Origin of the sequence: Wolbachia endosymbiont (group A) of Paraperithous gnathaulax, from assembly GCF_964028485.1 — a bacterium.
GTDB classification, from domain to species: Bacteria; Pseudomonadota; Alphaproteobacteria; order Rickettsiales; family Anaplasmataceae; genus Wolbachia; species Wolbachia pipientis.
On sequence record NZ_OZ034784.1, the window covers coordinates 613079 to 624878 of the forward strand.

16 protein-coding genes and 2 pseudogenes are annotated in these 11800 nt (G+C 34.3%); 7 read left to right on the forward strand and 11 right to left on the reverse strand.

Going from position 1 to position 11800, the window contains the following annotated elements:
• Nucleotides 1-17 precede the first annotated feature (17 nt).
• Both ABWU74_RS03215 and ABWU74_RS03220 read right to left on the reverse strand, forming a co-directional pair.
• The gene (locus ABWU74_RS03215) at nt 18-1091 is read right to left on the reverse strand and encodes a Fic family protein (RefSeq protein ID WP_259348578.1); all 1074 of its coding nucleotides are present in this window, start codon (nt 1089-1091) and stop codon (nt 18-20) included.
• 16 nt (nt 1092-1107) lie between these two features.
• Nucleotides 1108-1260, reverse strand: a complete 153-nt coding sequence (locus ABWU74_RS03220; protein WP_007548541.1) for a hypothetical protein — start codon at nt 1258-1260, stop codon at nt 1108-1110.
• Between the two features lie 325 nt (nt 1261-1585).
• Between ABWU74_RS03220 and ABWU74_RS03225 the strand changes: the two genes are divergently transcribed.
• Both ABWU74_RS03225 and ABWU74_RS03230 read left to right on the forward strand, forming a co-directional pair.
• The gene (locus tag ABWU74_RS03225; protein WP_010963174.1) at nt 1586-2344 is read left to right on the forward strand and encodes a DsbA family protein; all 759 of its coding nucleotides are present in this window, start codon (nt 1586-1588) and stop codon (nt 2342-2344) included.
• A 189-nt stretch (nt 2345-2533) separates the two neighbouring features.
• Nucleotides 2534-2629 (forward strand): annotated as a pseudogene (locus tag ABWU74_RS03230) (TIGR02217 family protein); the annotation flags it as partial.
• Between the two features lie 10 nt (nt 2630-2639).
• Here the strand turns inward: ABWU74_RS03230 and ABWU74_RS03235 are convergent.
• A protein-coding gene (locus ABWU74_RS03235) for an IS5-like element ISWpi1 family transposase (RefSeq protein ID WP_209472412.1) occupies nt 2640-3472 on the reverse strand; the annotation gives its coding sequence in 2 pieces (ribosomal slippage) (nt 2640-3103 and nt 3103-3472; 834 coding nt in all).
• Nucleotides 3473-3543: 71 nt separating this feature from the next.
• Nucleotides 3544-4555, reverse strand: a protein-coding gene (locus ABWU74_RS03240; protein ID WP_094745768.1) for an IS630 family transposase whose coding sequence is annotated in 2 segments (ribosomal slippage) — nt 3544-4092 and nt 4094-4555 — 1011 coding nt in all. Because the reading frame shifts where the segments join, the coding sequence is not laid out codon by codon here.
• 145 nt (nt 4556-4700) lie between these two features.
• On the opposite strand from ABWU74_RS03240, the pseudogene ABWU74_RS03245 reads away from it, so the two are divergent.
• From ABWU74_RS03245 to ABWU74_RS03255, 3 genes and pseudogenes are all read left to right on the forward strand, one after another.
• A pseudogene (locus ABWU74_RS03245) lies at nt 4701-5533 on the forward strand (IS5 family transposase).
• Nucleotides 5530-6618 (forward strand): Fic family protein, encoded by a 1089-nt coding sequence (locus tag ABWU74_RS03250; protein WP_353289435.1) that lies wholly within the window; start codon nt 5530-5532, stop codon nt 6616-6618. Before ABWU74_RS03245 ends, ABWU74_RS03250 begins: the two are co-directional and overlap by 4 nt.
• Before the next feature lie 201 nt (nt 6619-6819).
• On the forward strand, nt 6820-7902 hold the full coding sequence (locus ABWU74_RS03255; protein WP_174515936.1) for an efflux RND transporter periplasmic adaptor subunit: 1083 nt from the start codon (nt 6820-6822) through the stop codon (nt 7900-7902).
• Nucleotides 7903-8002: 100 nt separating this feature from the next.
• On the opposite strand, the gene ABWU74_RS03260 is transcribed toward ABWU74_RS03255, so the two are convergent.
• The 7 genes from ABWU74_RS03260 to ABWU74_RS03295 form a co-directional block, all read right to left on the reverse strand.
• Nucleotides 8003-8167 carry an IS3 family transposase gene (locus ABWU74_RS03260; protein ID WP_084741697.1) on the reverse strand — a complete coding sequence of 55 codons (165 nt, stop codon included), beginning with the start codon at nt 8165-8167 and terminating at the stop codon, nt 8003-8005.
• Nucleotides 8160-8321 (reverse strand): DDE-type integrase/transposase/recombinase, encoded by a 162-nt coding sequence (locus ABWU74_RS03265; protein WP_010082071.1) that lies wholly within the window; start codon nt 8319-8321, stop codon nt 8160-8162. The genes ABWU74_RS03260 and ABWU74_RS03265 overlap by 8 nt, the downstream gene beginning before the upstream one ends.
• 3 nt (nt 8322-8324) lie before the next feature.
• Entirely contained in the window at nt 8325-8759 is a 435-nt protein-coding gene (locus ABWU74_RS06700) for an IS3 family transposase (RefSeq protein ID WP_144078574.1), read from the reverse strand.
• Nucleotides 8744-9046, reverse strand: coding sequence for a transposase (locus ABWU74_RS03280; protein WP_209472831.1), 303 nt, complete (start codon nt 9044-9046; stop codon nt 8744-8746). Before ABWU74_RS03280 ends, ABWU74_RS06700 begins: the two co-directional genes overlap by 16 nt.
• A 79-nt stretch (nt 9047-9125) precedes the next feature.
• Nucleotides 9126-9440 (reverse strand): FtsB family cell division protein, encoded by a 315-nt coding sequence (locus ABWU74_RS03285; protein WP_010962526.1) that lies wholly within the window; start codon nt 9438-9440, stop codon nt 9126-9128.
• Between the two features lie 49 nt (nt 9441-9489).
• Nucleotides 9490-9618, reverse strand: coding sequence for a type B 50S ribosomal protein L36 (gene ykgO / locus ABWU74_RS03290; RefSeq protein WP_006279631.1), 129 nt, complete (start codon nt 9616-9618; stop codon nt 9490-9492).
• Nucleotides 9619-9667: 49 nt separating this feature from the next.
• The gene (locus ABWU74_RS03295) at nt 9668-10498 is read right to left on the reverse strand and encodes a pyruvate, water dikinase regulatory protein (protein ID WP_006280267.1); all 831 of its coding nucleotides are present in this window, start codon (nt 10496-10498) and stop codon (nt 9668-9670) included.
• A gap of 135 nt (nt 10499-10633) precedes the next feature.
• On the opposite strand from ABWU74_RS03295, the gene ccmC reads away from it, so the two are divergent.
• Nucleotides 10634-11344: a heme ABC transporter permease CcmC gene (gene ccmC, locus ABWU74_RS03300; RefSeq protein ID WP_010962525.1), complete on the forward strand. Its 711-nt coding sequence runs from the start codon at nt 10634-10636 to the stop codon at nt 11342-11344.
• A gap of 8 nt (nt 11345-11352) precedes the next feature.
• A complete protein-coding gene (locus tag ABWU74_RS03305) occupies nt 11353-11769 on the forward strand; it encodes a GNAT family N-acetyltransferase (RefSeq protein ID WP_083250453.1) in 417 nt (138 codons plus the stop codon).
• The last annotated feature ends 31 nt before the right edge of the window (nt 11770-11800 follow it).

Sequence of the window (11800 nt, forward strand, 5' to 3'; positions counted from 1 at the left end):
GCCTAGCGAGCTTTCAGTTAATTTGAGATCAAATCCTCATATTGCTTACTAAGTTTGTATTTCCTTCCTCTATTGGAAAAATCTACAATCTTGATAAACCCCATTTCCACCCACTTTTTACAAAGTTGCGCACTGGTACGAGGCTTAAAATTAAATAGTTCGCCAACCTGACTAGCTGTAATAGCGGAAAACTCCTGGAAGAGCTCAAGAGCTTTGCGTTGTTTAGGATCAAGCTTACGTATAAGATCAGTCTGATCAGCGTGGTATTCTTCTTTATTTATACGTTGTAAAACGTTCTCAAATGAATTTGCCATACCTTCTACGAAATACTCCACCCACTTAGTAATATCTGCTTCAGCTCGTCCCATGTAATAGTTGTGCGATGGACCTATACTGATTGCTTCATAATACGCTCCTAGATTCTTAGCATAATATTCTTCCAATGAATAAAGTCCTTTTAGGTCATACCCACCAAGGTGTAAAATTAATGTAGTCAACAATCTTGCAGTACGACCATTACCGTCATAGTAAGGGTGAATTGTTACAAATTGATAATGCGCAATACCTGCAATAATTGGGCAAGGCACTTGCTCACTGTTACGAATCCAATCAATCATACTGCTCATGAGCTTTGGTACATCCTTTGCTTCAGGTGGCATATAAATTATTGCACGTGTAAGACTATCGCGGATAACATTTTGACCATCACGATAAGGTGTTGATTTTATTTTAGATTTTCCACTTGCTATTACTAGAGCATGTAGTGTTTGAACAGCTTTCTCAGTAATGGGTATTCTCCTTGCTGCCCATTGTTCAACTTGAGTTAAAGCTGCATAATATCCTTTAACCTCATTTTCATCTCTCCTATATTTTGGAAAGTGGCTTTTACCACTTAAAACCTCTTCAATCTGTTTAGGTTCAAGTCGATTTCCTTCAATCATAGTAGAATAGTGTGTGGTATAAAGCCGTGCAGTTTCACGAAGAGACAAAAGCATTGATACAGTGAGCGGCAAATGTAACACTTTTTCTTTTGCTGCTTCAATCCTTATAAGACAACTAGCAATTTTAGAAGTAATCGTATAATTCGGCATCGGCATAATATCTGCATTACATTACTTCTATATTATGCTGATAAAATGCAGATAATACAACATTTACACGACGCCGACCATAAACAGCAATAAATTCGGCTGATTGAGAAAGAAGTTTGTCTTGTAGAATAGCTATTTCTTTTTCTCTGCCAATTATTGGTTCACTCATATGTTTATTCCGCGGAAAATTATACACAGCGGAATAAAATTATCAACTTTGTTTTACCGCCGTATTTACAGCGTGGCGGTAAAAGATAGAGCATCTCATAATTGGCTATTCTGGAGGTAGTTTTGTCACTTGCATCACCAATTCTTCTGATGAACTTTGTGGTAATGTGCTTGAGTTTTATTGTGTAAAGTTTGCATTTGAGGCAAAACTGGTTATAAAATACACTTGATACAAATGTTTTTATATATTAACATTAGATGCTTCTTTTAATATACAGATAAATGTGTACTAAAAGTTTTATGTTGTAGGTTTTTAAATAAATTGTATGTCTAGAATATCGTTTTTATTAATTTTAATAATAGCAATAGCAAGCTTGCCGATAATAAACAATTGGCTTTCAAATCGCAGCCAAATGCTAAACGATGATTATATAGGTGAGAAATTAGATAATTATATAAGCAGAAATTTTGATAAGATCGTAAAAACTCTCAAAGAGGAGTCGATTAAAAGTAGTTACGCTGCTCGAGATAATGTAACCAAAAGTAAAATTTCACAATACAAGGATCAAATATTTGACCTTACTTATCCTTACTCCGGAAATGAAAATAGTAGTGTTATAGCTGTAGGCTTCCTTGACTATTCTTGTGGACATTGCAAAGCTATAAAGAATGATATAAAGCAGTTAATTAACGACGGCAAAATTAAGTATATCTTTAGGGATGCTCCAATACTTGGTAACGCTTCTTTAAAGGCAGCAAAAAGTGCTTTAGCTGTCTATTTTCTCGATAAAGAAAAATATTTCGATTTTCACCATGCTGCTTTAAGTCACAAAGGAGAATTTTCAGACGAAAGCATATTGGATATAGTGAAAAACATAGGGATTGATGAGGACGATTTTAATGATTCCATAAAAGATAACGCGGACAAAATTGAGCAAATGATAAACAACAGTAGGCTTCTAGTAAGAGATTTGGGAGTAGGTGGTACACCTTTTTTAATAATTGGAGATAGCCTGTTTGTAGGAGCAACTGATTTGAATGTATTACGCAAAAAAGTAGATGAATTAAGTCACAAGCAAGGCTAGTTACAGTTTGCCATAAATTTTATTTTTTTGCTTGACAACTCAAATGAACCTGAGTATAGTAACTGTGGGTGTGACAGCAGTTTAACTCAGTAGTCTCATCCACTTTCCATAGCGTCATTTACTATGTGAAACGCTTTCAAATTACAACATTTTCTTCAACCAAACTATTTTACTTTCACAGGAGGGTATATGTCATTCACAGAAATTAGATTTCCAGAAAATATATCTTATGGTTCCACTGGAGGACCGGAATTTTCCACTGACGTTGTAAGAGGTTGTCCGGAAACTAGTAAATTCAAGCATATTCCCTCTTTAACATAACCCTACTCATAGCTAGGTATATGAAATTCTCAGTGGATGTTGTGAGTAAATCATACTCCTTCGATAGCCTTCTATTCCTATTAACCCAAGCAAAAGTCCTTTCTACAACCCATCTTCTTGGCTGTACTTTAAACCCTTGTTCTCTTGTTGGTAGTAGCTCAGGTGGCGTATCTTTGTGCACCCAAAATCTACATGGAGGCCTTTTAACAATTTCAATATCTATGTCATATTCTTCCTTTATGTGATTCTTTAAATTTCTTCCTTGGTATCCCATGTCAGCCCACATTTTTTTAACTTTAGTATATTTTGTTCTCATATTGTTTAATGCTATTTTAATACCATCTCTATCATTTTCGTTAGCAGCGCCTACGTAACAACCTAGTATAAAACCCTGAGTGTCTGTAATTATATGCCTTTTTCTACCCTTTACTTTTTTACTTCCATCATAGCCTTTGATCCCCCCTTTTCTGTAGTCTTTACAGATTGACTATCTACTATACAGGCACTCGGCTGCTCATTCCTTCCTATTTTTCTTCTACTATATTTTGTAATTTCATAATTCATTTTCTCAAAAATTCCCTGCTTCTTCCATTGCCTGAACTGCTCATACACAGTCTTCCATAGCGGAAAATCATTTGGTAAATACCGCCATTGACACCCTGTACGCAATACATAGAAAATTGCTTCTAATATTTCTTTTTTGCTATACTTTGGCGGCCTTCCTCCTTTCTTGTATGATACTCTGAAGTGTTTTTCTATTCTTGCCCATTCCCTTTCGCTTAGATCTGTTGGATACTTTTTTCTCATCTTTACCCCGTACTAAAATTTCAGATATTATAGCCTTTTACTTGTTTCCGGACAACCTCTAATACCAACTCTCATTGTTGGCCAGTCAAATAGGAGACATTGCAGAGTTGTTTAATTGTGGAGCTGGCAAGAGAAGTAATAAATTTGCACAAAGCACCCTCAAGCAGAGCAATTGTATCGTATATTTTATTGCGCAAAATGTTCTGTTTTATATATAACCAAAGCCTCTCAACAGGATTTAGCTCAGGTGAGTACGGAGGTAGGTATATAATATCGATATTTTTAGGTACCTTTAAATTTTTTGACCTATGCCAACTAGCACAATCCATAACAAGAAAAGCCTCTCGTGTTTCTAGATATTGCGACATCTGCTCAAGAAATATGTTCATGCAATCAGTGTTGACATTTGGTGCAAATAAGCTAGAACTCTCTCCATTTCTAGGATTAACCGCACTATAGAGATAGAAATTTTGCCTACCTAATTTTGTTTTAACCTGTGTTCTAATCCCCTTTTTAAACCACCCATGTCCAACCTTTGAATGTGTGCCAAACCGTGATTCATCAAAGAAAAATAGCTCTTTTTCTGGATACTTGCTAATAGCTCCATTGAGATTTTTTTTTGAATTCCTCTTGTTTGCTTTTATCTTGTCCATTATGAACTGGTCTTGGTGTAATATATGAGAATTTCATCTTTTGCATATAGCGGTGTACTGTAGATTTGCTGATATTTAATCTGAACTTTTCCTGGATTCTTATTCTCATTTCTTTAATGGTAATATTAGGATTTTCTTCTATCCACTCTTCAATTTGCTGTAGTTGAACCTGATTTAATTTAGTTTTTCTACGGCGTTGTGGAGGAGCAAACAGTTTTTCTTCTCTGCCAAATTTCAAGAGTTTTACCCACGAAGTTAGTGCGCTTCTTGAAATGCAATATATTTTTGCTACAGCCGTTATACTGTACTTTTTTGCTGCAATTACAGCATTTAGTTTTTTTGAAACATATGCATTATTCCTTACTTTCTTCAGCATTTCTTTTGCTGATTCTACTACTTTTTCATCCAATAATTTTGATCTTAATGCCATTTATACCTCAACTATTTTACTTACTTCATTATGGCTTTTCTTCCATCTTTGTCCATCTGTTTGCCGTGTAATGGGAATTGGTATTAGAGGTTGTCCGGAAACAAGTAAAAGGCTATAATATCTGAAATTTTAGTACGGGGTAAAGATGAGAAAAAAGTATCCAACAGATCTAAGCGAAAGGGAATGGGCAAGAATAGAAAAACACTTCAGAGTATCATACAAGAAAGGAGGAAGGCCGCCAAAGTATAGCAAAAAAGAAATATTAGAAGCAATTTTCTATGTATTGCGTACAGGGTGTCAATGGCGGTATTTACCAAATGATTTTCCGCTATGGAAGACTGTGTATGAGCAGTTCAGGCAATGGAAGAAGCAGGGAATTTTTGAGAAAATGAATTATGAAATTACAAAATATAGTAGAAGAAAAATAGGAAGGAATGAGCAGCCGAGTGCCTGTATAGTAGATAGTCAATCTGTAAAGACTACAGAAAAGGGGGGATCAAAGGCTATGATGGAAGTAAAAAAGTAAAGGGTAGAAAAAGGCATATAATTACAGACACTCAGGGTTTTATACTAGGTTGTTACGTAGGCGCTGCTAACGAAAATGATAGAGATGGTATTAAAATAGCATTAAACAATATGAGAACAAAATATACTAAAGTTAAAAAAATGTGGGCTGACATGGGATACCAAGGAAGAAATTTAAAGAATCACATAAAGGAAGAATATGACATAGATATTGAAATTGTTAAAAGGCCTCCATGTAGATTTTGGGTGCACAAAGATACGCCACCTGAGCTACTACCAACAAGAGAACAAGGGTTTAAAGTACAGCCAAGAAGATGGGTTGTAGAAAGGACTTTTGCTTGGGTTAATAGGAATAGAAGGCTATCGAAGGAGTATGATTTACTCACAACATCCACTGAGAATTTCATATACCTAGCTATGAGTAGGGTTATGTTAAAGAGGGAATATGCTTGAATTTACTAGTTTCCGGACAACCTCTTAGTACGCGTCTCAACCTAGAAGGGCCTGTAATTGAGCAAGTGTACGAGTTAATTACTGCAGTTGATAGTGTTAAAAATAGCTGGCAGATAACGAAAAAACTACTACCACAAACAATTGAAAGATTAACTCATTCAGTTATTGTTACATCTTCTGGCGCTTCTAACCGTATTGAAGGAAATCGTCTAACCGATAAAGAAGTTGAGGATCTATATAAAAACCTACGTGTCAAAAAATTTAAAAATAGAGATGAGCAAGAAATTACTGGCTACTTAGAAATGCTTAAACTAATATTTCATGATTATACGGATATTCCAATTAGTGAGTCATCAATATTGCACATTAACAACCAGATGCTACTTTATAGTGAAAAAGATTTGTATCATAGAGAAAAATACAAAGCAAGTTCTAATAGAGTTGAGGCAAAAGATCAGAATGGAAAAGTTGTTGGTATAATTTTTGATCCCACACCACCTTACCTTGTTAGAAAGGAAGTACAAGAGCTTATTGATTGGTATCACTGGTCCTTAAATAATAAATTGAAGCATCCTCTTATTATTATTGCTAACTTTGTTTTTGAGTATCTGGCAATACACCCTTTTCAAGATGGGAATGGCAGAACTAGTAGATTGATGACTAATTTAATGCTGTTGCAGCAGGGTTATGATTTTGTATCTATTGTATCACATGAAAAGATAATTGAAACTAACAAACTTGATTACTATTTAGCGCTTAATAAAACACAAAGTAGCTGGAAAAGTAGCAAAGAAGATATTTCCCCATGGTTAATATTTTTTCTTAATGTGCTCAAAACGCAAGCAAATGAGGCGCATTATATTCTTGAGAGGGAGAATACTGAATATTTATTATCAAGAAAACAATTATTCTTCTGGGAATGGGCACTTAGCCTTGCAGATAAAGAATTTAGTAGAAAAGATGCTATAGAAGCTCTAGGATTTCCTCCAAGAACAGTAGAGGCAATTACAAAGAAACTGCTAGGGATGAAATACTTACAGCGTCTTGGAGAAGGCAAAGCCACTAGATATAAAGTTATTATTTAAAAGTTTTAGTATGTTTTTCGAGATTTTTTAAAATCCAGTCTTATGCACAACTTTGTTTGCAATTTTATTCGATTAAAAATTGCATTTTAGCAATAAAAAACTTACTTATTATAGGAAAATCTTGTGTTTGTTCTCATATAAAACTATTTATGCAGTGACAATGGTACATGTATTATACTTACATTTCTGATTCGAAAATTTATGCAGTTGTTTCTAACAAGATTGGTCAACAAATTCTATTGTTTAAAGATGAGAAATAAAGTAATCATCATTTCCAGTATTGCTTTTATTCTACTGTTTTTTATCAGTAGTGCATTTTTAAAAAAAGATCAGGCGGTTCATAGCGATAATGCAACTAGTAGCTTTTCAGTAAAAACTCAAGAATGTGCGCCGCAAAACCGCACTATATATTTAAATTTTTCTGGTACAGTAAATCCCTTACATAGAGCTAGCCTTGTCTCAAAAATAAGTGGTAAGATTATTGCTATTTATTTACCTGATGGTGAAAAGGTAAAAAGAGATGATGTAGTGTTAAAGATAGAAGATTATGACAGGATTGAGCAAGCTCAGAAAGCCAAAGCTTTATTAAAGCAGCGTGAAATTGAGTATGATTCCTCTCACAAACTGAATAAAAAAGGCTATGGGGCACAAATACAAGTAGAAGCAGCTTTTACTGCGTTACAAAGTGCAAAAGCTGACCTAAAAAGGCTAGAATTGGATTTAGAAAATACTGCAGTCACATCTCCTATAGATGGTTATATTGATAAAATCAATGCAAACGAAGGGGATTTTGTTAATGCTGGGCAAAAAATAGCTGACGTGGTTAATTTCGATCAAATTCTTGTAGTGTTATACGTTTCGGAAAATGAAGTAAATAAAATAGAGCTAGGCAGCACAGCTCAAATTAATTTGCTGGACGGAAAAGAATTGGCAGGTGAAGTAAGTTTTATTAGTAAAATTGCTGAGCCTAAAACTGGGTCTTATAGGGTAGAAGTAAAGGTAACTAATAATAAAATGATATCCTTGCAGGGACTAACTGCCAACGTAAGGCTACCTTCAGGCGAAAGATTTGCATATAAAGTTCCTTCTTCAGCCCTGAGCTTAAGTGACGAGGGTGCTCTTGGAATAAAGATTGTTGATGACAATAATTATGTAGTATTTGCACCAATAGAAATTGTTGATCATGAGAGCGATGGGGTTTGGATAGTAGCAAATAACGAAGATAAACCCATAAAGTTAATAGTATTGGGCCACCTATTTGTTAAGCCTGGTGATAAGGTTTAAGACATAAGATCCTTTGACCTTACCCAGAAAAAGTGGAGAGAAAGTTTGGAATGTTTTTCACAAAAAGAATGATGCATCAAATTGTTCTGGAATGCAATAGTTAATAGTGACGTTGTTTGTTATAAAAAATTTCTATGTATTCAAATATTGCAGTTCTAGTGTGTTGAGCAGAGTGTTGTGAAGTATCAATAAGTATTTCTCTTTTCAATGAGCTAAAGAAGCTTTCTGCAACAGAATTGTCGTAACAACAGCCTTTATTACTCATCTATATTCTTTACAGCTAAGAGATATTGATACCCTTGCGCAGTATATTGTGAACCTTGGTCACTGTGCAGCAGTAGATTTTTAACAGGTTTACGCCTATTAATGGCCATTAATAAAGAGTTCATAACCAATTGTTTATTTATTGCACTACTCATTAACTACCATACGTGAGAATTATTGCTGCCAAATATAGCCATCCCTCCTTGGTTTTGATGTAAGTAATCCCATACTTTATTTGGTTGATCAACAATAAAGTTTTGATCTAGTATATTGGGAGCTACAGCTCTATTATCTGTTTGTTGTTTTTTAATTTTAAACTTTCTTCTCAGTATAGCCCTGATGTCATTTTTCTGCATAATACTTTGCACCGTTTTCAAATTGCAACTTTTACCCAAAGCCTTCAATTCAGCATGAATTTTAGGAGCTCCATATCTACATTTAGAAACTTGATATATTTTTTGAATAGCTTCGAGTAGCTCTTTATTTGCTGATTCTCTACTGCTTATTTTTCTTGTGGTCCACTTATAGTAGCCACTAGCAGAAAATCCTACATAATTCCTGTACTTTATAGCAGTTACTATATAAAAAAATATTTTACTCTTTTTGACTGGCCAGGGCTTTTTTTTAAATGTCTCTTTCCCTTGTTACTCTTGCTTTGTAAATCAAACCTCTCTTTGTCGTAAGGAGCCATGTTACCTCTACCTGGAAATGCATTTGCCGCTGACTTTTTTTCGTTATATTTCTTCATCCATTTTCCTAATAAACCACCCTTTATTCCTAAATCTCTTGCTATTTTTGTAATTGTTTGACCTGCCTTTCTTTGTTCATTTGCCAGTTTAACAGCTTCCAATTTGAATTCTGCCGTATATTCTCTTACCATTTCTAATCCTCCAAAATTTTATTTTACCCAAAAAAACTCTTTTCTTTCTCTCCACTTTTTCTGGGTAAGGTCACTACTGCTATTCCACGTCAAGAACAACCATAAGTTCATTAGGGTTCACATAACCTAAAGCATTTTTTGCTTGCTCATCAAGCAGATCTAAATCTAAGCTTTTTTCATATAAGCCAAATACTTTGTTGTCCAACTTTTCCTTTTCAGAAGAGACATCCTTTAGCAAAAGTTTATTGTACTCGATTTCTTTTTTTAAATCGATTAACGTCAATAAGCCACGTTTACCTGTAATTGTGCTAATGCTGAAATATAATGTAAGGGAAGAAATGAGTAAGGCTGCGCTTAAACACAGTAACTTTTGCTTCTTTTTAGATATAAGCACCGTACTTTCACATATAAAAAATATATAACATGAAAAGGTGAACAAAAAGCTAAGAACCTTGACGCGCTTTACACCTTGGCTTTACCTTATTTATAATGTAAATCTTACCACCCCTTTTCACAACTTTACAATTTTTATCTCTGTTACGATGAGATTTTAGCGACCCTTTGACTTTCATATCTATAGTAAGAATTAAATTACTTTACATTATAATCACTTATCAAGAGTTAGTCAATTGATAACATTTTATTAAAATATTGTATAATTGTTGCTGATACTTCTTCGATCGACTTTTGCGTGACATCGATAATTGGCCAGTTATTCTGTTTAAAGAGCTCCTCTGCTTCTTTAATTTCCTTTTCTACTTTCTCAGGGTTAGCATATATATTATTATCTTCGTTGTTAATTGAAGTAAGTCTATTTTTGCGTATTTCTATTAGCCTACTTACGTCTATTGTTACCCCTATCGTTAGTTTATTTTTTAATTTTGCCAAGTCAACATAAAAGGGTACTCCACTAACAAAAGGAATATTTGCAACTTTATAGCCTCGGTAAGCTAAATACGTACTGGTGGGAGATTTTGATGTACGTGAAACTCCAACCAAAATTATATCTGCTTTATCAATATCTTGAATATTTTGTCCATCATCATGATTAATAGTGTAGTTTATTGCCTCAATGCGCTGAAAATATTCGTTATTTATCTCAGTATGCAAGTCAAGCTTTTCGTCTTTTTCAATTTCAAGATAAGACGAAATTTCTCTAATAATATGTGATAATATTGCTCTATAGGGAATTTTCAACTTTATACAGTTATCTTTTAGATATTTTCTTAGCTCATCATCAGTAATAGTGCATATAACAAAATTATGCTCATCACTTTTCCTATTAATTTCCTCCAGAATTTTGTCAATCTGCTCTTCTCCTTTTACAAAAGACCAAACATATTCGATCGTTTCTACAGAACGAAAGTGTTTCAGAGCTGATTTTGCAACTGATATAACAGTTTCACCACTTGAATCTGATACTAAGTGTAGATTAAGCTTTTTAAGGGTCATATACTAAAAATAATAGCTAGCAATCTGCTACTGAAATTATGCTAATTTGTTGACCTACGTAAATATAGAAAAACTATCCTGTTGATAAAACTCAAACTAATTGGTAAATTCTTAACACAATTATTCTCAAAACGAATGTTTTTATTAAAGCCTACAAATTTCTCTTATTTTTCTAAGAAAGCTCTACCTTGGCTTGGGGTTATTTGTTTCGCATGTTTTTTAATTGGAATGTCTTTGGCGTTATTCTTCTCTCCAGAAGATTATAAACAAGGAGAAATTGTACGAATCATGTACATTCATGTGCCTTCTGCATGGCTTGCTCTTGGAATATATGGATTAATTGCATCACTTGGTTTCATTTCGTTGGTATGGAACAATAGCATTGCTAGTGTCTTGGCACATGCTGCTGCTCCTGCAGGGACAGTCTTTTCGGCAATATGCTTAATCACAGGCAGCATCTGGGGAAAAGGAACCTGGGGCACTTGGTGGGTATGGGATGCAAGGCTTACTTCAATGCTGATTTTATTTTTCCTATATGTTGGCTACCTTTCATTGTGGAGCGCTTTTGATAATGAAGCGAGGGCAGAAAAATCAGCAGCAGTATTTGCCATCTTTAGTGCTATAAATATTCCTATAGTAAAATTTTCCGTGAATTTATGGTCCACTCTCCATCAGCCAGCAAGCATTTTGAGAAAAGGTGGAATAGCAATAGAAAGTTCCCTGCTGTTGCCACTGGTTGCAATGTTTATGTTTTGTGCCACATTTTTTTTAGTAGTGTGGATACTGTATTCACTTTACTTAATTAATTTATATAAGATAAAGAGAGAAATCAGTATGCGGTATTAGGCCGAGAGATGAAAATAGAACACACCACATCACCAAGTAGCAAAGACATTGAATTCCTACTCAAAAAGATTAATGAAGAAACCGTTGATAAAGGTACGTGTAACCCATTTGCTTTTTTTATTCGCGATGATACTGAACAAATTATTGTAGGTTGTAGCGGTTTTGTTATCTATGGTTCAATTTACACTGACTTGCTTTGGGTGCACTCTGATTATAGAAGAAAAGGTATGGGAAAGCAGCTAATGGAAGAAGTTCATGATTATGGTCGTGAGATGCACTGTAAAATAGCAACCGTTGCAACCATGAATTTTCAAAAAGCGAAAGTATTTTATGAAAAGCTTGGGTATAAGTGTGATCTTGTACGTCCAGGGTATGTTAACATGTATATTTTTGAAGAAAGTGTTGTGAGATGCACTGTAAAATAGCAACCGTTGTAACCATGAACTCTAAAATATT